The sequence below is a fragment of the Pseudomonas sp. HS6 genome (assembly GCF_023375815.1).
In the GTDB taxonomy this organism is placed as follows: domain Bacteria; phylum Pseudomonadota; class Gammaproteobacteria; order Pseudomonadales; family Pseudomonadaceae; genus Aquipseudomonas.
Window position 1 is genome coordinate 1861504 of the sequence record NZ_CP067412.1, and the last position, 18738, is coordinate 1880241.

At 59.4% G+C, this 18738-nt stretch carries 22 protein-coding genes and 1 pseudogene; 13 read left to right on the plus strand and 10 right to left on the minus strand.

All coding sequences use genetic code 11. From position 1 onward, the window contains the following. Positions 1–36 precede the first annotated feature (36 nt). Entirely contained in the window at positions 37–915 is an 879-nt protein-coding gene (locus JJN09_RS08510) for a LysR substrate-binding domain-containing protein (protein ID WP_249486764.1), read from the minus strand. Between the two features lie 106 nt (positions 916–1021). On the opposite strand from JJN09_RS08510, the gene JJN09_RS08515 reads away from it, so the two are divergent. Next, complete coding sequence (locus JJN09_RS08515; RefSeq protein ID WP_249486766.1) at positions 1022–1630, plus strand: LysE family translocator; 609 nt, start codon at positions 1022–1024, stop codon at positions 1628–1630. Between the two features lie 29 nt (positions 1631–1659). Here the strand turns inward: JJN09_RS08515 and JJN09_RS08520 are convergent. From JJN09_RS08520 to JJN09_RS08530, 3 genes and pseudogenes are all read right to left on the minus strand, one after another. Continuing rightward, positions 1660–2472, minus strand: a pseudogene (locus JJN09_RS08520) (TIGR03915 family putative DNA repair protein); the annotation flags it as partial. Continuing rightward, a complete protein-coding gene (locus JJN09_RS08525) occupies positions 2469–3689 on the minus strand; it encodes a putative DNA modification/repair radical SAM protein (RefSeq protein ID WP_249486768.1) in 1221 nt (406 codons plus the stop codon). The pseudogene JJN09_RS08520 and the gene JJN09_RS08525, both read right to left, overlap by 4 nt. A gap of 85 nt (positions 3690–3774) precedes the next feature. Continuing rightward, entirely contained in the window at positions 3775–4533 is a 759-nt protein-coding gene (locus JJN09_RS08530; protein ID WP_249486770.1) for a helix-turn-helix transcriptional regulator, read from the minus strand. Positions 4534–4611: 78 nt separating this feature from the next. Between JJN09_RS08530 and JJN09_RS08535 the strand changes: the two genes are divergently transcribed. Next, a complete protein-coding gene (locus tag JJN09_RS08535; RefSeq protein WP_249486772.1) occupies positions 4612–5712 on the plus strand; it encodes a cytochrome P450 in 1101 nt (366 codons plus the stop codon). Here JJN09_RS08535 and dmeF read toward each other — a convergent pair. From dmeF to JJN09_RS08550, 3 genes are all read right to left on the minus strand, one after another. Then, positions 5709–6635: a CDF family Co(II)/Ni(II) efflux transporter DmeF gene (dmeF, locus tag JJN09_RS08540; protein WP_119427132.1), complete on the minus strand. Its 927-nt coding sequence runs from the start codon at positions 6633–6635 to the stop codon at positions 5709–5711. The genes JJN09_RS08535 and dmeF overlap by 4 nt on opposite strands. Before the next feature lie 11 nt (positions 6636–6646). Continuing rightward, complete coding sequence (locus JJN09_RS08545) at positions 6647–6922, minus strand: metal/formaldehyde-sensitive transcriptional repressor (RefSeq protein WP_065258432.1); 276 nt, start codon at positions 6920–6922, stop codon at positions 6647–6649. A gap of 180 nt (positions 6923–7102) precedes the next feature. Then, complete coding sequence (locus JJN09_RS08550; RefSeq protein ID WP_192558340.1) at positions 7103–7414, minus strand: helix-turn-helix domain-containing protein; 312 nt, start codon at positions 7412–7414, stop codon at positions 7103–7105. A 523-nt stretch (positions 7415–7937) separates the two neighbouring features. Between JJN09_RS08550 and JJN09_RS08555 the strand changes: the two genes are divergently transcribed. From JJN09_RS08555 to JJN09_RS08575, 5 genes are all read left to right on the plus strand, one after another. Then, positions 7938–8309, plus strand: a complete 372-nt coding sequence (locus tag JJN09_RS08555) for a DUF6124 family protein (RefSeq protein ID WP_249486774.1) — start codon at positions 7938–7940, stop codon at positions 8307–8309. Positions 8310–8319: 10 nt separating this feature from the next. Beyond that, complete coding sequence (locus JJN09_RS08560) at positions 8320–8601, plus strand: hypothetical protein (RefSeq protein ID WP_249486776.1); 282 nt, start codon at positions 8320–8322, stop codon at positions 8599–8601. Between the two features lie 210 nt (positions 8602–8811). Beyond that, on the plus strand, positions 8812–10035 hold the full coding sequence (locus JJN09_RS08565; protein WP_249486778.1) for a colicin E3/pyocin S6 family cytotoxin: 1224 nt from the start codon (positions 8812–8814) through the stop codon (positions 10033–10035). Between the two features lie 15 nt (positions 10036–10050). Then, positions 10051–10290 carry a pyocin S6 family toxin immunity protein gene (locus tag JJN09_RS08570; RefSeq protein ID WP_249486780.1) on the plus strand — a complete coding sequence of 80 codons (240 nt, stop codon included), beginning with the start codon at positions 10051–10053 and terminating at the stop codon, positions 10288–10290. Positions 10291–10317: 27 nt separating this feature from the next. After that, entirely contained in the window at positions 10318–10626 is a 309-nt protein-coding gene (locus JJN09_RS08575; protein WP_368388978.1) for a hypothetical protein, read from the plus strand. A gap of 73 nt (positions 10627–10699) precedes the next feature. Here the strand turns inward: JJN09_RS08575 and JJN09_RS08580 are convergent, their stop codons facing one another. Further along, the gene (locus JJN09_RS08580) at positions 10700–11038 is read right to left on the minus strand and encodes an FKBP-type peptidyl-prolyl cis-trans isomerase (RefSeq protein WP_249486783.1); all 339 of its coding nucleotides are present in this window, start codon (positions 11036–11038) and stop codon (positions 10700–10702) included. 141 nt (positions 11039–11179) lie between these two features. Between JJN09_RS08580 and JJN09_RS08585 the strand changes: the two genes are divergently transcribed. After that, the gene (locus JJN09_RS08585; protein WP_249486785.1) at positions 11180–12259 is read left to right on the plus strand and encodes a sensor domain-containing diguanylate cyclase; all 1080 of its coding nucleotides are present in this window, start codon (positions 11180–11182) and stop codon (positions 12257–12259) included. Between the two features lie 9 nt (positions 12260–12268). On the opposite strand, the gene JJN09_RS08590 is transcribed toward JJN09_RS08585, so the two are convergent. Beyond that, positions 12269–12577, minus strand: coding sequence for an RcnB family protein (locus JJN09_RS08590; RefSeq protein ID WP_249486787.1), 309 nt, complete (start codon positions 12575–12577; stop codon positions 12269–12271). A gap of 208 nt (positions 12578–12785) precedes the next feature. On the opposite strand from JJN09_RS08590, the gene JJN09_RS08595 reads away from it, so the two are divergent. The 5 genes from JJN09_RS08595 (at position 12786) to JJN09_RS08615 (ending at position 17759) form a co-directional block, all read left to right on the plus strand. Beyond that, positions 12786–13382, plus strand: coding sequence for a LemA family protein (locus JJN09_RS08595; protein WP_249486789.1), 597 nt, complete (start codon positions 12786–12788; stop codon positions 13380–13382). A gap of 24 nt (positions 13383–13406) precedes the next feature. Beyond that, positions 13407–14453, plus strand: a complete 1047-nt coding sequence (locus JJN09_RS08600; protein WP_249486791.1) for a M48 family metallopeptidase — start codon at positions 13407–13409, stop codon at positions 14451–14453. Positions 14454–14481: 28 nt separating this feature from the next. Then, positions 14482–15534: a M48 family metallopeptidase gene (locus JJN09_RS08605; RefSeq protein WP_249486793.1), complete on the plus strand. Its 1053-nt coding sequence runs from the start codon at positions 14482–14484 to the stop codon at positions 15532–15534. A gap of 151 nt (positions 15535–15685) precedes the next feature. Further along, positions 15686–16978 (plus strand): MFS transporter, encoded by a 1293-nt coding sequence (locus JJN09_RS08610; protein WP_249486795.1) that lies wholly within the window; start codon positions 15686–15688, stop codon positions 16976–16978. 13 nt (positions 16979–16991) lie between these two features. Further along, positions 16992–17759 (plus strand): substrate-binding domain-containing protein, encoded by a 768-nt coding sequence (locus JJN09_RS08615; RefSeq protein ID WP_249486797.1) that lies wholly within the window; start codon positions 16992–16994, stop codon positions 17757–17759. Here the strand turns inward: JJN09_RS08615 and JJN09_RS08620 are convergent. After that, the gene (locus tag JJN09_RS08620) at positions 17749–18663 is read right to left on the minus strand and encodes a LysR family transcriptional regulator (RefSeq protein WP_102622005.1); all 915 of its coding nucleotides are present in this window, start codon (positions 18661–18663) and stop codon (positions 17749–17751) included. The two genes, JJN09_RS08615 and JJN09_RS08620, sit on opposite strands and share 11 nt — an antisense overlap. Between the last annotated feature and the right edge of the window lie 75 nt (positions 18664–18738).

Genomic DNA, 18738 nt, shown 5'->3' on the forward strand with positions numbered 1-18738 from the left:
ACAAAAGCCCCCATCGAGTGATCGATGGGGGCTTTTTCATGGGGTCTGCTTTTGCAGCCACGTCAAAAACACCTGAGCCGAAGCTGATGCCTGCGGTGCAATGCCGTAGTAATAACGTGGCAACGGCATGCGCAAGTCGGACAGCGGGCAGACCAAACGACCGCTCGACAGATGCGTGCCCAGCAACGTGGTCGGGCACAGGGCAATGCCCTCACCCGCCACGGCGGCCTCCAGCACGCGATGCATGTAATCGAACTGGCGAATATCCTGGGTGGCACTCTGATTCTGGCCGAAGCGCAGAGCCCAGTGGTGCCAGTCCTCACGCCGGGCCTTGACGGTCAGCAAAGTATGTCGGCCCAGATCGGCAAGGTCCGCCAGTGGTAGCCGCTCGATCAACGCAGGCGCCGCCACCATCAGCAATTCATCTTCGAACAACGGTTGCGATTCGATGGTCGATGCCCAATCGTCGCGGCCACGGCGAATGACGATGTCGAAACTGTCCTGCGCCGGATCCGGCGATCGGGTCTGGGTAATCACTTGTGGGTCGATGTCCGGATATTCGGCCATGAAGGCATCCAACCGGGGCGTCAGCCACAACTGAGCAAAGGAGGGTCGGGTGTTGATGATCACGGTCGGCCGTGCTGCCTGCTGTCGCAACTCGGCAGCAGCGTCGGCGATCTGCGCCAGACCGGCGCTGACCTGCTGATAAAAACGTTGGCCGGCAGGTGTCAGCAACGATTGCCGGATGCGCCTTTCGAACAGCAACACACCCAGGTGTTCTTCCAGCAATTTGATGTGCCGGCTGACGGCGCTGTGACTCACGTGCAGCTCTTCGGCCGCCAGCGTGAAACTCTGATGACGGGCGGCGACCGCAAAAGCACGAACCGCATTGAGCGGCGGGAGTGATTTGTTCATGGGTCTAATTTAGTCACGTATGCGCTGCATTTAAAGCGTTTGTCACACATTCGTCGCCACGCCAATCTGCCCGCACGCCCAATCCCGCGCCCCGACGGAGCCAGATATGCACAGTTACGGACTCTTTGTACTCTTCGCCACCCTGACTATTTTGAGCCCCGGCCCGGGTGTGGTGCTGACCCTGTCCAACGCCGCGCGCCTGGGCTGGGCCGGCGCAGTGCCGGGGATTTTGGGAATTGCCTCGGGAGCCTTCGTGGTTGCCGCCCTCAGCGCTACCAGTGTCGGTCTGATCCTCAGCGCCTCGGCGACTGCGTTTACCGTGCTCAAATACGCTGGCGCCGCCTATCTGTTGTACCTGGGTTTCAAGAGCTGGCGTTCAGATCGTTTCCGGACCCTGCAAGACGTCCGCCCCTCTCGCCCGAGTTACCGTTTTCTGGAAGCCGCGTCCCTGCAGTTCTTCAATCCCAAAGCCATCTTCTTCTTTCTGGCCGTGTTTCCGCAGTTCATCGACACCGCACAGGCGTTCCACCCGCAGTTCTTCAAACTGGTTGCCTCTTACGCAATGCTGGTGATTCTGGTGCACGGCAGCTATGCCCTGCTCGCCAATGCCGCCAAAGGTTGGCTGTCGAGTCCGAAAGGTTCCTGGCTGGCGGCGAAAGTCTCGGGCGTGACCTTTGCCGGTTTTGGTTTGTTGATGGCTTCGGCGACTCGCTGAACGGACGGCGGATGCTCCACCTGTTTCAACGCAATACGCTTGCCGCCGCGCCCGGCGATACCGCCGGCCTGCCCGTTCTGCTGCTTGCCCATGCGCGCCTGGGTAATCAATCCGGGGATCAATTCCCCCTCTGGTAGATTTTTCCAGAACCGCGCGGGCAAATGCCCCTGCATGACTTTCTCGTTCAACCGCGCCGGGTTGAAGATGTGGCTGTAATAGGTCAGCCATAAACCACCGTGGGGATCGTCAACGTTCTGCGCCAGTTGCTGCCATTCCACCGGGCACTGGCGATGATGAATCAACTGCTCGCCATCGTAATAAACCCCGTCGCGCGGTGTAGCGATCAGCCAACGATGTCGCCCCATGCGCCCGATGAAGTGTTCGCTGGCGCTGTGCAGGATGTCATGGGCCGGTTCGTGCCACGCCACGTATTGCGGGCCCGGCAGCTCTGACGGGCGCTCGATGAAACGCACGAACGCATGCAGATGATGGGCTTCGCGCTGCACCTGCTTGATCCGCCGCTGCAACTCGCTGCCCAATTTGTCGCCGGCCATCATTGCCGTGCGATCGCCATGGCTGACCCGCCACAGCACTTCATACAGCAGACTCCAACGCTGATCGCCACGGTAGCGTGACGCTTGCTCCAGCGTGTCGAGCAACGCACGCGGTATCCGCGCCTGAAACGGTCCCTGTCCTTCCGGCACTGCCACGTCACTGGCAAACAGATCACTCACGCCTTCCGATGCCCAGCTCACAAGACTCGGATCGATTTCATGGCTGAGCAGCCAGCGAGCCTGTTGGCGCCAGGTGTCCAACAGGTCGTCGCAATCGAGATTGATCATCCCCACAACCCCATCTGCTGTGGCACCGGCCGGTCGCGCAACTGCTGATAGAGCATCTGGCTGGTGACTTCTGCCTGCTGCGGGTGGTAATCGCTGGTGATGATGAACGGCTTGGCCTTGGCCAGTACGCAGCGCATGCGGGCTACGTCTTCGTAACGGATGCGCCGCTGCCGCCGCAGCTCCACCAGACGTTCGGTGGTGCGCAGGCCGATGCCGGGAATGCGTGAGATGAGCGCCGGCTCGGCGCGATTGAGGTCCAGCGGAAACACCTCGCGATTCTGCAGCGCCCAGGCCAGTTTCGGGTCGATGTCCAGCGCCAGATTGCCCGGCCCTTGAAGCAACTCACCGGCGCTGTAGCCATAGCTGCGCAGTAGAAAGTCGGCTTGATACAAGCGGTGCTCACGCATCAGCGGCGGTGCGGCAAGCGGCACGCTTTTCGGACTGTCGGGAATCGGGCTGAACGCCGAGTAATACACCCGGCGCAATCGGAAGTTGCCATACAACGCCTGGGCACTGTGGAGGATGGTGCTGTCGTCGGTGTCATCGGCGCCGACGATCATCTGCGTGCTCTGCCCGGCCGGGGCGAACTTTGGGGCGCGGGGTTCGTTAAGCACGGTCTGCACTCCGGTGTAGATGGTGTTCATGGCCTGTTTGATCGAGCCGATCTGCTTCTCCGGCGCGAGCGTCTGCAAACTGGCATCGGTAGGCAATTCGATGTTGACGCTCAAGCGGTCGGCATAACGCCCGGCTTCTTCGATCAGCGCCGGATCGGCTTCGGGAATGGTCTTGAGGTGGATATAGCCCCGGAATTCATGTTCCTCACGCAATAGCTTCGCAACACGCACCAGTTGCTCCATGGTGTAGTCCGCCGAACGGATGATCCCCGAGCTGAGGAACAACCCGCTGACGCAATTGCGCCGGTAGAAATCCAGGGTCAGCGTCACCACTTCCTCGGGCGTGAAACGCGCACGGGGCACATCGCTGGAGCGGCGGTTGACGCAGTACTGGCAGTCGTAGAGACAAAAATTGGTCAGCAGAACCTTGAGCAGCGACACGCAACGCCCGTCCGGCGTGTAGCTGTGGCAGATGCCCATGCCATCGGTGGAACCCAACCCACTCTTGCCCTCGGAGCTGCGCTTGGGCGCGCCACTGCTGGCGCAGGAGGCGTCGTACTTGGCGGCGTCGGCGAGGATGCTGAGCTTGTCGATGAGTTGCATGGGATGGACCTTATACTGTTCGCATATACAGTATAGAGTCCGTCCACGAGCCACAAGCCGTAAAACGACCCTTCGTCAGTCAGGTTTATTGCACTCGGCTGTCAGCCGCAATGGTCGAGGATTTACGCATCGGGTCAGGCTGCATCGCTTGCGGCCATTGCACTCCGAATCGTGCAGTCATTTCCTTGCGCCCCACTGCCGTCAACGCCAGCGCACGGCTGTCCAGATCCTGCGTCACCCATTTGCGCTTCAACGCGGTCTGCAACAACGCCGCACCGAGCGATCCACCCAGATGCGGCCGGCGCATGCTCCAGTCCAGGCACGGGCAGGCAAAGCGTCGGCGCAAGCTCGACAGATCCCTGACCTCAATGCCCAACCCTTCGAAAAGCGCCTCTCCGCTCTCGCTCAAGCGGTACGCCTGCTCATCGGTTTCCACCAGCCAACCGCCCTCCAGCAACCGGTCATGCAGCAACACCGCCAGCGTCCCGGCCATGTGGTCGTAGCAGGTGCGGGCAAATTGCAGGCGATCCGGCGTCTGCGGTTTGAAGGTCGGTGCGGGGTTCTGGCCGATGACCATCAGCGCTTCGAGAGCATGGGCCACACGTTTGTCGGCGAGGCTGTAATAACGGTGGCGGCCCTGCACATGCAGGCGCACCAGCGACAGGTCCTTGAGTTTGGCCAGGTGCGCACTGGCGGTCGAGGCGCTGACGTCGGCGAGGGTCGCCAGCTCCGTGGCTGTGCGGGCGTGGCCGTCCATCAGCGAGCACAGCATTTTGGTTCGCGCCGGTTCCGCGATGGCGGCGGCCACCTGCGAGACGCCGATGTCTTGATGTTCTGCGTGCATACTTCGCTCCCGGACGAATCATCGCCTTCAAGGACTGGAGATAGTAGCAATACTTTCCCCAGCACAAGGTTGCGATCCATGGACCCGCTCATCGCTGCGACTTACGCCGATCCCTATCCTTACTACGCCGAATTGCGCGCAGCGGGCGGGCTGACCTTTCATCACGGACTGAAACTGTGGGTCGCCAGCAGTGCCCGGGCGGTTTGCGCGGTGTTGACGCATCCGGACTGCCGGGTGCGTCCGGTGCATGAGCCAGTGCCCACAGCCATCGCCGATGGCATGGCGGGCAAGGTGTTCGGCCAACTGATGCGCATGAATGATGGTGAAGGTCAGCGTTGTCCGCGTTCGGCCATTGAGCCGCCGCTGGGGCTGATTGATTTGGAGGACGTCAAAGCGCTGGTCGCCGCGCGGTTGATCACCAACGATGCCGACGGCTTATATAAGGCCATGTTTCGCGGCCCGGTGTGCGTGGTCGCGGCTTTGCTCGGATTCACCCCGGCACAAGCGCGGACGATCAGTGAGCTGACCGCCGATTTTGCAGCGTGCCTTTCACCGCTGAGCAATGACCTGCAACTGGCGGCAGCGCATCGAGCGGCGGAGCAATTGCACGGTTACTTCATTGAATTACTGGCAGATCCGAACCCGTTTCTCGCCGACATCCAACAGCGCTTTTCAGGCGAGGAAGACGCACTGATCGCCAACCTGATCGGCCTCTGTTCGCAGACGTTCGAGGCTACCGCCGGGCTGATCGGCAATGCGCTAGTGGCGTTGCAGCGTCAGCCTGAATTACACGACGCGTCAGTCGATTCGCTACTGGCCGAAGTCCAGCGCTTCGACCCGTCGGTACAGAACACCCGACGATTTGTCGCGAACACCTGCGAAATCGACGGTGTCCGACTTGAAGCAGGTGACGTGATTCTGGTGCTGCTGGCCTCGGCCAACCGCGACCCGGCGCTGAATGAAAACCCGGATCACTTTCTGCCGAATCGCCCGAACCGCCGCAGCTTCACGTTCGGCAGCGGTCGTCACCAATGCCCAGGACAAAGGATGGCGATGACCATTGCCTGCGCCACTGTCGGTGAAATCCTCGTCCATGACATCGACCTGAAGCGGTTCGCCTGGCATTACCGCCCTTCCCTCAATGGGCGGATTCCAATGCTCTGCGAGGCAACGACTTAAGCGCTGCGCAATTCGATCGTCAGGTGCGATAGCTCATGTACCGGCGCCAGCCGCTCGCGAATTGCTTCGGCAGTCACGCCAGCCGCCGCGACTACGCTGACAATCGCCGCCCGCGCCTGCGGGCCGACCTGCCAGACGTGCAGGTCGCTGATGCGCACATCGTCGGAGGTTTCCAGCAGTTCGCGGATCTCCTCGGCCACCGGTTCATCGGTGGTGTCGAGCAGCACGGCGGCGCTGTCACGCATCAGGTTCCAGGCCCATTTGGCGATGACGATGGAACCGACGATGCCCATCACCGGATCCATCCACACCCAGCCCAGATAGCGACCGGCAAGCAGCGCGGCAATCGCCAGCACCGAGGTCAACGCATCGGCCAGTACGTGCACGTAGGCTGAGCGCAGGTTGTTGTCGTGATGGTGGTGATGACCATGATCGTGGCTATGGCCGTGGTCATGATGACCGTGATGACCAGCCAGCAAAAAAGCGCTGAGCAGGTTGACGCCCAGGCCGACCACAGCGATCAAGGTGGCCTCGCCGAACGCTACGCTGGTGGGCTCGAACAGGCGGAAAACGGATTCCCCGGCAATGCCCAGCGACACCAGCCCCAGCACCATGGCCGAGGCAAACCCCGCCAGATCGCCGACCTTGCCGGTACCGAAACTGTAACGACGGTTGTTGGCGTTGCGCCGGGCAAAACCATAGGCCGCCGCCGCGATACCCAAGGCGCCGGCGTGGGTCGCCATGTGGAATCCGTCGGCCAGCAGCGCCATGGAACCGGTGAGGTAACCGGCAGCAATTTCGCCGATCATCATCACGAACGTCAGCGCCACGACCCACAAGGTGCGGCGCGCGTTGTCGTCATGGGACGCACCGAGGAACTGGTGATCGTGGGAAAAGTCGTCAGAGCGCGTCGTCAGATTCATGGTGTCGGTGCTCACTTGGAATAACGGCGAATGGCTTGCAGCAATTCTTCCACGCCTTGGGCGCGGGCTTCATCGCTGAGGTCGGGATGGGCAACATGCTCGCGGGCGTGGGCCTCGATGAACTGCTCCATCAAACCGTTGACCGCGCCGCGAATCGCCGCCATCAGATGCAACGTCTTGGCACAATCGGCCTCGGACTCCAGCGCCCGTTCAACCGCCTGAACCTGCCCGGCAATGCGCCGGACCCGGTTGAGCAACTCGCCTTTGTGTTCGTGCGTGTGCGACATACCTATACCCCCTACCCCTATATGGTGAGCATAGTCGCCGTTCGAATCGAAAGGGGCAAGGCTAGTTTTCAACCGTCCGTCGCGGCTTGAGATTTTGATGTGGAAGAATGAGGCGGCGCGTCAAACGGCGCCGCCTCTGGAAGGCTTTTCAGAGGCAGGGCCGTTGGGAACCCTCGTCTGTCAGGCCCATTGCAGTGGCGGGGACGACGAGAAGCAGAGGTCTACGTCCAGTTTTGCGGCGGCCGACAGATTGACCAGCGCGTCCAGAGAGAACTTGTCGATTTTGCCGTTGAGTACGTCGTTGAGGCGCGGCTGAGTGATGCCGAGGCGCTTGGCCGCCTCTTTCTGTGGAAGCTCCCAGGCACGAATTGTTTCGCAAAGCGTGCGCATCAGTTTGGCCCGCAGGCGCATGTTCGCGGCTTCCTGCGGCGTGTCTTCCAGTGCATCCCAGACGCTTGAGAAACGCTGGGGTGGGTTTTGATGATCCTTCATGGTTGAGCCTGTTTCCTTGTGCTGGATGTGCCATGCAGGCTATATCGAAACCGATATAAATCAAGCTAGAAGTGGCTTATTAAATATTCGGTATCACAAAGCAGAAATGCGCGAGCCGGCACACCTGATAAGCCGACACAGAACCCTGTGGGAGCGAGCTTGCTCGCGATGGCGGACTGAAAAATGACGCATCATTTTGCCCCCATCCGAGAGGCTACATTGCCTTGCGCCTTTGCCTACAACTACGCCAGAATCCGCCGGCTTGTGCAGTTTGGGGCCTGCCCGTAACTTGATTCGCATCACTGAATGGTCAGTGAACGGGTTTAGTCGCTCGGACGGTTTTAAGTTGCATGCAGTCCATTTAGTCAGGTGTCTGTGCCTGTGCTCAATGGTAGCTGTGCGTAGGGCGTCTTCGGGCGCGCCGGGAATGCTTAGAACCACCGGTCGACTAACCTGCGCATAGCTGCCACCTAATTGTTTAGTCGCAATGACGGTGTAAGCCTCAATTAAAGGTTCTAGGCAAATGTTCAAACACGTACCCGATCCACCCGAAAAAGACGCACACAACGAGTCCGACCCGACTTCGCCCTACTCTTCCACCGATTCAAAAAAACTCCACGAAGCCGCCGAGCGCGCCCTCGACCACTACCTGAAACCCACCGCCCCGAAACAACACTGCCCCGGCCGCATGTTCCTCGTCGCCCCCGACCTGGATCAACATGCCCTGCTGGCCCACGCCTGCGAATCGATGACTTCGGCCAGCGTGATGCTCAGCGACTTCGCCGCGCTGCTGGATCCGCCCTACCGCAGTACCGTGCTGGGCATCGCCCAAGTGGTGATGTGTGGCGAACTCGCCGTGAACCGGGCGCTGGACACTCTCGATGCCACGACCTGAGGAACACCCCATGGAAAGCAAATCCGATGCACACGTCGTCGCCGCCCTGATCTCCATCGGCCTCAACGAGAAAGACAGCCAATGGGCCGAAAGGGCCTGTCTGCTCCTGCTCGAAAGCGAAAGAAAATCCATCGTCACCGCCGCCCTCGAAGCCCTCGTCCAGCTCGCCCGCGATCACGGCAAACTGGACCGGAACCGCGTCATGCCGGTACTTAACAGCGTAAAACGTAGATTTCCGAGCCTGACCAGCGCGGTTGCCGCAACGCTGGATGAGATGGCGATGGCTGCGTAACGCCTCAGGTAAAAGGCAAGAAAAAACCCGCTGGCTCCTTAAAAGGAATCAGCGGGTTTGGTTTTTACAATCACAGGGCTGATGTCCCATGGGCATTATCGAGAGTGCTTTTTTGTAACAACCATCTGAGCTTCAGAAGCGTCCTACATCTTTCAAACTCTCATTCAGATAGCGTCCTCCACGCTTTGAAAAGATGAAACAAGAACGCTCATGCCTCGAAAAACACTCCTCCCCCGGATTCAAAATCCGCCGTCAGGTGACGGGCAACACATCACTACCCGCTTCATGACTGCTACCGAACTCGCAGCGCAGGATGCCAGACAAAAGAAATACGACGATATGCTGGCCAGACAACAAGCCTATGAAGATCGTTTTGTTCGGCAGACGCCACGACAGAGTCAACTCAGCGCCGTAGGTTGTGTATTCGCCAAAAGCTGCAACCTCCCCGATGGCGTCATCAACCATGAAAGCCCGGCAGGGTTTATTCCTGTCGAAAGGCTTGCCGACTTTGGAGCGTTCTCACTGCTTGGGGGGCGCGAAAAAGATGCGTCGGGAAACATTCCCCTCAAAAAAATCAGCGGTGTCAATTTGCCGTCCGCACTGGGCACTCTTGTGTTGGGCAGTCCTGCTTTTACTGGCGCCGGCGCAAGCGCCACTTCCAGTGTTGGCGTAGTCACGGGCGGCGTTGCAGGAGGTGCATTGGCGGGAATGGTTGCACTTCTGTGGCCATCGAATCTGGGGGACAGTTCGCTCTATACCGAAGAACAGCTCAGATCACTGAAGGAGGGCCGAACACGTATCCGGCTGCATGTAGAGCAACAGGCCGATGGCAGTCTCAAAGGGTACGGGTACAACACTCAGAAGCGCCCTGACTGGGAAATGATTCCGGTCGTGCAATTCGTTGCTCAAGGCTCTCGACAGGTGGCTGACTTTGGCAATGGCATCACATTGACCTGGACGCCAGCTGTCGACCCATCCAGCACTTCGGGTATCCCGCCGCTGGAAAGTGCCCCGCAAACACCGACTATCTGGATTTATCCGCCGACAGAACAAGCAGACAAAATCATCGTCAGCCCGCTTTATCCGCCAGAGTACGAGGATTTCATCCTTGTGTTTCCGGCTGACTCCGGGGTGCAGCCTCTGTATGTTGTGCTTTCCAGGCCAGCACTGGGCGGCGATATCAAATACCACAGGCCCCCACGGACACTGCCCGCATTCCCGGATGCCCAACCAGTCAAATCAAAAAGCAGCGTTCAGGGTGGAGGAGGCAAGCGAAGCCGCTGGAAGGACCGGAAGGGGCGAATATATGAATGGGATAGCAAGACTGGCGCTATTGAGCTTTACAACAAACAAGGCAAACACCTTGGCGAGTTCAACCACGAAACCGGTGAACAGATAGATCCCGCAGATCCCGAGAGATCTACCCCGAAGTAATACAGGAGGCTTTTAATGTTTTTATGGATAAGTGGCTTTTTGAAAGGTGATGAAGAGGACGATTCTTTGAAGTTTGAACTGACAGTGAGGCCTGGAGCTGAAGCTGCGGTTCTAGCATTGCTGGGTTGGGAAAGCCTAGAAGAAAGTGAGACCGGAGAATGGTTATTGAATGAAGGTCAGGTCCGGCAAATCGCTTCAGTCCTTAATGAACACCTACCAACTGAGCTAGATCTTTTTATCGGAGTTCGGGAATAGTTGAGTCTTTCCTATCAAGAGCCAACAGTGAACCACGATGAAGCAGTGAGGCTTCTTGAAAGCGGCATGGAAAGGAATGTTGTCGCTGGATTGATTTCTATTGGTTTGAACGAATCAGACAGAATCTGGGCTCAGCAAACCTGCCTGAAGTATTTCGCCAGCAGCAATGAGTCAATTGTCACCTCCGCCATTACCGCTCTAGGCCACATCGCTCGCAGGCACGGCGAGCTGGACAAAGATGCTGCCCTCTCAGCGCTGGAAGAAGTAAAGACAAGATTTCCCTCGCTGGAAGGCGTGATCGCAGACACGCTTGACGATATTGAGGCATTTACCTGACTCATCGAGTCCTTGCATGCCGGACGTTGTGATCAGGAACGCCCCTCATCACAACGCACTCGTCCCGCGAGATTCAATCCTCCCGCGTCAAAACCTCCAGCAACTCAATCTCAAACACCAGATTCGAATTCGGCGGAATCTTGCCCATCGTCCGCTCGCCATACCCCAGATGCGCCGGCACCCGCAATTTGCGTTTACCGCCGACCTGCATGCCCATAATCCCTTGGTCCCAGCCCTTGATCACGCGGCCCGTGCCGATCACGCACTGGAACGGCTTGCCCCGGCTCCAGGAAGAGTCGAACTCGGTGCCGTCTTCCAGCCAACCGGTGTATTGGGTGGTGATCAATGCGCCTTTGACGGCGGCTTTTCCGTCGCCGGTCTGAAGATCGATTATCTGCAGTTCATCATTCATAACATTCACTCTATTGTTCCGCTGGCCGCCGTTTTCCCAGAAATGCCGGCCATTGGCAACCGTTTGACCCCACGTTGGCCGTGATGGATGATGGCCACCCGCTACCAATCCTGATCAATACGCCATGCCAGCACCGCTTGAATGACTCAACTCTGGATCAGCCTCGCCATTGTCGTTGTGTTGATGGTCGTGATCGCCGTGCTGATCCGCCGCGAGCGTGGCCTTCGTCGGCAGCTTGCCGAGTATCGCGAACTGCTCACCCGCGCCGCCGAAGGTCAGAACATTCATCAGGATGGCGACGCCGAACGCTTTAAGCGCAGTCAGTATTTCGCCCGGATTGGTACATGGGACTGGGAAGTCGACACTGACCGGCTCTATTGGTCGGACGCGATTTTCGGCATGTTCGGGTTCAAAATCGGCGAAGTGACGCCTTCCTACGCCTTGTTCTGCTCCTGCGTACATCCGGACGACCGCGCTAAGGTGCGTGCCGGGGAATTGCGCTGCCTGGAAACCGGTGAAAACCACGATGAGGAATACCGCGTGGTCTGGCCCGACGGCACGATTCGCTGGCTAAGGGAAACCGGCAACGTGGTGAAGAACGACCACGACGCGATGATCAAGATGATGGGCGTGGTGCGCGACATCACCGAAGAAAAAGCCTCGGCCAGCTATCTCCAGCACCTGGCCCACTTCGATCCGCTGACCAGTCTGCCCAATCGGCTGGTATTGGAAGAACGCCTGTCGGAAGCGCTGGAACATGCGCGCGCCACCACGACTCGGGTGGCGCTGGTGTTCGTCGACCTCAACGGTTTCAAAGCCATCAACGACCGCTACGGCCACGCCGCCGGCGACCGCGTTCTGATCACCACCGCCACGCGTCTGAAACGCATCTTGCGGGTCAGCGACACAGTCGCGCGTATCGGCGGCGACGAATTCGTGGTCATCCTGCAAGGGCTCGCACCCGGCCTGAACCTTCAGGACGAAGCGCGCAGCATCTGCCAGAAAATCTTCATCGAACTGTCCCCGCCCATCACCATCGGCAACGAACAACGCCACATCGGCACCAGCCTCGGCGTCGCCGTGTTCCCCGACCATGCACCGAGCATGGACCGGCTGCTGCACATTGCCGATCTGGCGATGTATGAGGCCAAGCGCAGCGGGAATAATCAGTATCGGTTGGGGGGCGAAAGCCCGGTGCGGGCGCATGCACCGGGATTTTGAGCGTGAGCGTTAACGCTCCACCGGCTTGATATCCACAATAGTCCCGTTGGTAATCATCACCATCACGTACTTGTCGTTCATCTGCACCCACTGCGCCTGCGGCTCGGGCTGCTTGAGGCCTTTCTGTTTCCAGTTGTTGATGGCTTTTTCGCTGCGCTGGTAAATGTCCGGAGCACGGTCGTTGACCTTCAGTTCACGGCCGTCGGTGGGCGAGCGTTCGACGGTGTCGGTCGAGGGTTGCGCCGCTTGAACGAGTGGGTTGATCCCGGCGATGCCGGCGACGAGGGCCAGGCTGGCGATCAGGGTCTTGTTGTTCATCGGTGAACCTCCTTCAGATAAGTGATACCTGAACTCCGACTGCGGGGTTCTGGAATCATTCCTTGTTTTTTGATGATGCCGGACTTGAGATTGTAGCCGTGCCCCGGAACGCCATCTCGGGCTCGCACGCCACGGAGCGAATACAGTCAACGGCATCCATTTGCGATAAGATCCCGCGCGCCCCCGCAGAGTGAACAAGGACATCACCGTGAAAATCTACCTCATCGTCAATCTGGTGCTGCTTGCGGTTCTGGGCCTTTACGCTGTCAGTCTTTTCAACAAACTCGTTGCCCGGCGCAACGAGATCAAGAACGCGTTTGCCCAGGTCGAAGTGCAGCTCAAGCGCCGCTATGACCTGATCCCCAATCTGGTCAGCATCGCCAAGGGCTATCTGGCCCACGAGCGCGAAACCCTGGAAGCCGTGATCGCTGCGCGCAATGCCGCCGTAGCAGGGCTTGAAGCTGCGCAAGCAAAACCGGGCAATGCCCAGAACATTGCGCAATTGGGGCTGGCGGACAGCGCACTCAGCGGCGCCGTGGGTCGATTGAACCTGACGCTGGAAGCCTACCCGGAACTCAAGGCCTCGCAGAACATGCAGCAACTGAGCGAAGAGCTGAGCAGCACCGAAAACAAGGTGAGCTTCGCGCGCCAGGCTTTCAACGACGCAGTCATGGCCTACAACACCCTCAAGCAGAGTTTTCCAGCGGTGCTGCTGGCAGCCAGTTTTGGCCATCGCGACGACGCCGTACCGTTGAAGTTTGCGGATACGCTGGCAATCAAGACCGCGCCCAACGTTACTTTCTGACTTTTGCTTCCCATGGATGGCCCGATGAATTTCTTTGAACGACAAACCCAGGCTCGCAACCAGACCAGACGACTGGTTTACATGATGATTCTGTCGATTGTCTCGCTGGTCTTCCTGACCGCCCTGCCCTTCGTTTTCAGTGGTTTTGAAGATTACTTGAGTGGCACCGGCACGCTGGCAGATGCATTTCTGGCGATGGCCGTCATCGCATCGTTCATCAGCAGCATCGTGGTAATCGGCGGCCTGCTGAAATATCGGCAACTGCGGGCTGGCGGCAAAGTCGTTGCGGAGAAACTGGGTGGCCGCCTGCTCAATTGCAATGCGCGCACCCTGGGCGAGCAGCGGTTGATGAATGTGGTCGAAGAAATGGCGATTGCTTCCGGCACCCGCGTGCCAGCGGTGTATCTGTTGCCGGATGAAAGCATCAACGCTTTCGCGGCCGGGCTTACTCCGGAGGATGCAGCGATCGGAGTGACCCGTGGCGCGGTGAAGCTGCTGACCCGGGAAGAACTGCAAGGGGTGATCGCCCACGAGTTCAGCCACATTTTCAACGGTGACATGCGCCTCAATACGCAGCTGGTGGCGGTGGTGCACGGCCTGCTGGTGCTGGGGCTGGCTGGCACTTACATACTGGCCAGCCTGCTCAAGCGCGACAAACGCGACGTGCGGCTGATGCTAGTGGTGTTGGCGGTCGGCGTCGCACTGAGCGTGGCCGGATTTATCGGGAATCTGTATGGCAATTTGATCAAGGCCGCGGTCAGTCGCCAGCGCGAGTTCCTGGCCGATGCCAGCGCGGTGCAATACACGCGCAATCCGCAAAGCATTGTCGGGGCTCTGAAAAAAATCGGCGCCCATGCGCAAGGCTCCGCCATCGGCGCCCCCCGAGCGGCCGAGTTCAACCATCTGTATTTCAGCACCGGGGTGTCCGGTTCACTCAGCCGGATGTTTGCAACACACCCTGATCTGAGCGTGCGGATTCGTCGGATCGATCCGCAGTGGGACGGGAGTTTTACAACGGCTGCCCCAGCGGGTAAACCGGTGCCAGATCAGATCGCGGCAACGTTGGATTGATTCAGACTCCACGTCCATGGATGGTTAGATGAATTTCTTTGCACAACAGCGCCAGGCCAAGCGTCGCTCAGTGCAGCTCGTGATGTTGATGTTCCTTGCCGTACTGAGCCTGATTCTTGTGTCCTGCATGCTCCTGATTCTGCCGATCTCATACGGCAAAACGCTCGAGAACATGGCGTTGAACTGGCCGTTTTTCGCGACCGTCGCGACGCTGGTAACGGCTGTCGTGTTACTGGGCGGGCTGGTCAAATACGTCGAACTGGCTAAGGGTGGCAAGGTGGTCGCGCGCCGTTTGGGTGGTCGTCTGATCAACCATGACGCGCGGACTCTGGAAGAGCGTCGCCTGGTCAACGTGGTTGAGGAAATGGCCTTGGCGTCTGGCACTGCAGCCCCTTCGGTGTACCTGCTGCCAGATCTGGGCATTAATGCATTTTCTGCCGGACTCACTCCTCAGGATGCAGTCATTGGCGTCACTCAAGGTGCGATAAGCCTGTTGTCACGCGATGAACTGCAAGGCGTGATCGCCCACGAATTCAGCCACATCTATAACGGCGACATGCGCCTGAACACCCAACTGGTCGCGATCGTCCACGGGATCACGGTGATCGGGTTGGCGGGAAACCATCTCTTGCGCGGTCTTGAAGACACACCACACTCATCTGCCAATCGTAAGCAACCGGCCATCCTGGTCAGCATGTTCGGCACTGCACTGTGCATTGTCGGATTCTCCGGGACGTTCTTCGGCAACCTGATCAAGGCAGCGGTCAGCCGGCAACGCGAATTCCTGGCCGACGCAACGGCCGTGCAATACACCCGTGACCCCCACACTATCGCCGGGGCACTGAAGAAAATCGGCGGGTACAAAATGGGCTCGACCCTCAAGGCCGCCCGCGCCGCCGAGTTCAGCCACCTGTTTTTCGGCCCTGGCACTTCCAGCTCTCATCTGCTCTCGGGTCATCCGGATCTGCGTGAACGCATTCGCAGGATAGACCCTGACTGGGACGGGACTTTCGTGAACATCGCCGCACCACCGCAAGACTCGATGGCCGCCAGAACCGTGCTGGCAGCGCCGACGAAGTAACTGCCAGAGGAGCCATTGATCCGTCTTGAACATCAATCCATGCCAACTATGCAATTAACAGATCGATCCCCCTGCGCCACTATCCGCCCCAATAAGAACCGTGCGCCGCCTCCCCGTCGCGCACGTCATAAAAGCGGTGGAGTATTTTTCGATGACAGCCTCAATCCCACACGGCGGCTCGCGGGCCGGCGCCATTTTCCGGGTCACCTCGGGCAATTTCCTCGAACAGTTCGACTTCTTCCTGTTCGGCTTCTACGCCACGCAGATCGCGGCAGTGTTCTTTCCGGCGAGCAGTGAGTTCGCTTCCCTGATGATGACGTTCGCAGTGTTCGGCGCAGGCTTTTTGATGCGTCCGCTGGGGGCTATCGTGCTCGGCGCGTACATCGATGACGTCGGTCGGCGCAAAGGTTTGATCGTCACCCTGTCGATCATGGCCAGCGGCACGATATTGATTGTGCTCGTGCCCGGATACGAAACCATTGGCCTGTTCGCCCCGGCGCTGGTGCTGGTCGGGCGGTTGCTGCAAGGCTTCTCGGCCGGTGCCGAACTGGGCGGTGTTTCAGTGTATCTCTCGGAGATCGCCACACCGGGCCGTAAAGGTTTCTTCACGGCCTGGCAGTCGGCCAGTCAGCAAGTCGCGATCATCGTTGCCGCCGCGCTGGGCTTTGCCTTGAACCAGTGGATGGCGCCGGACGTGATCGCCGATTGGGGCTGGCGGATTCCGTTTTTCGTTGGCTGCATGATCGTGCCGTTCATCTTCCTGCTGCGTCGCAACCTGGCGGAAACCGAAGAGTTCGCCGCCCGCAAACATCGCCCGAGCATGAAAGAAGTGTTCCGCACCCTCGGCCAGAATTGGGTCGTGGTGCTCGGCGGGATGCTGATGGTCGCGTTGACCACCACCGCGTTCTACCTGATCACTGTGTACGCGCCGACCTTCGGCAAAACCGTGCTGCACCTGAGCACGTCGGATGCGTTGCTGGTGACGTTGCTGGTGGGTGTTTCGAATTTCTTCTGGCTGCCGATTGGTGGCGCGCTGTCGGACCGAATCGGTCGTCGTCCACTGCTGATCACCATGTCGCTGCTGGCCCTGGCCACCACCTACCCGGCGCTGTCGTATCTGGTGCAGGCGCCGAGCTTCAGCCACATGTTGATGTCGCTGCTTTGGCTGTCGTTCATCTACGGCATGTACAACGGCGCGATGATTCCGGCGCTGACCGAGATCATGCCGGTGGAAGTGCGGGTGGCGGGTTTCTCGCTCGCCTATAGCCTGGCGACGGCAGTGTTCGGCGGCTTCACCCCGGCAATGTCGACCTTCCTGATTCAGTACACCGGCGACAAAGCCGCGCCGGGTTACTGGATGAGTGTCGGTGCGCTGTGTGCGTTGTGCGCGACGCTGTATCTGTATCGCCGCGCGGGTGGTCGTCTGCAACCGGCCGTCGCTTGAGGAGTCAGCCAACATGAAAAAGCTCTTCAATCTGACCGCCCTCGCCCTCCTCGCCTTCAGCGCATTTGCTCAAGCCGAAGAACTGCGGGTAATGACCTCCGGCGGCTTCACTGCGGCCTATAAAGTTCTCGGGCCGAAGTTCGCCGCGAACACCGGCAACACCCTCGACACCATTCTCGGCCCATCGATGGGCAAGGCGCCGGAGGCGATCCCCAATCGTCTCGCCCGGGGTGAACAGGCCGATGTAGTAATCATGGTCGGCTACGCCCTCGACGATCTGATCAAGCAAGGCAAGGTCGACCCGGCCTCGCGTGTGGAATTGGCGGATTCGCGGATCGGCCTGGTGGTGCGCAAAGGCGCGCCGAAACCGGACATCAGCAACGTCGACGCCCTGAAGAAAACCCTGCTCGACGCGCAATCGGTGGCCTACTCCGACAGCGCGAGCGGCGTGTACATCGAGCAGCAATTGTTCAAGAAGCTCGGCGTTGAAGATCAGCTGAAACCGAAGGCGAAGATGATCCCGAAAATCCCGGTGGGCTCGGTGGTCGCGACCGGCGACTATCAGCTGGGTTTCCAGCAGGTCAGCGAGTTGCTGCCGGTGCCGGGGGTGAGTTTTGTCGGGAAGATTCCGGAATCGGTGCAGTCGGTAACACGTTTTGCAGCGGGGATTCCGGTCGGTGCGCAGCATCCGCAGGAGGCCAAGGCGTTGCTCGCCTACCTCGCCGCGCCTGCCGCCCAGGCCGACGTACAGGCCACGGGACTGGATTCGGTCAAGCACTGACCTTCGGCGGCTGGACCTTCATTTCCACCACCAGCCGCTCCAGTTCCAATGCCGCCGGGGTCAGGGTACGACCCCGGCGCTTGATGATGCCAACACTGCGCATCACTTGCGGATCGGTCAGCGGCACCCGCGTCAGGATCGGATGATCCGCCGCCGGCATCGCCATCAACGGCACCGCCGCCACCCCCAATCCCGCTTCCACCAGACCGATCATCGTCGTCACGTGCAGGGTTTCGCAGATGCTCGGCCGTTGCGGCACCACTTTCGCCAGCGCCTGATCGAGCAAAAAACGATTGCCGGAGGTCTTGTCCAGCGAGATGTAATCCTGCTGGTAAAACTCGTCCCAACTGACGCTGCTGCGCCCGGCCAAGGGGTGATCGCGACGACAGGCGACCACGTAGCTCTCTTGCACCAGCGGCTCGAAATCCACGCCCGCCTCCTGAGTACCCATGAAGCTCAGGCCGAAATCCGCCTCGCCATTGACCACCGCCGTCAGCACATCGTGGGCGCTGGAGTCGAGGACTTTGACTTTGATTCGCGGGAACTGCTGGTGATAGCGAGCAACCACTCGCGGCATGAAGTAGTACGCCGCCGACGGCACGCAGGCGACGGTGACATGGCCCTGCCGATTCGAGGCGACTTCGCTGATGCCGAGCAACGCTACGTCCAGGTCATCCAGCAAACGCTCGACACTGGGCATGAAGCCGCGTCCGGCCTGAGTCAGGCTGACCTTGCGCGTGGTGCGCTCGAACAGCTTCACGCCGAGGGCATCTTCAAGCTTTTCGATACGACGGCTCAGGGCCGGTTGTGAGATGCGCACGGTGTCCGCGGCCTTGCGGAAACTGCCCTGCTCGACCACGGCGCGAAAGGCTTGCAGGTCATTGAGGTCGAAGTTGATGGCCATGGGAGACTCGGAAGGAATTGATTCGCTGAGGCTATGAATGTAACCAATTGATGCAAAATATTACAGAAGCACATC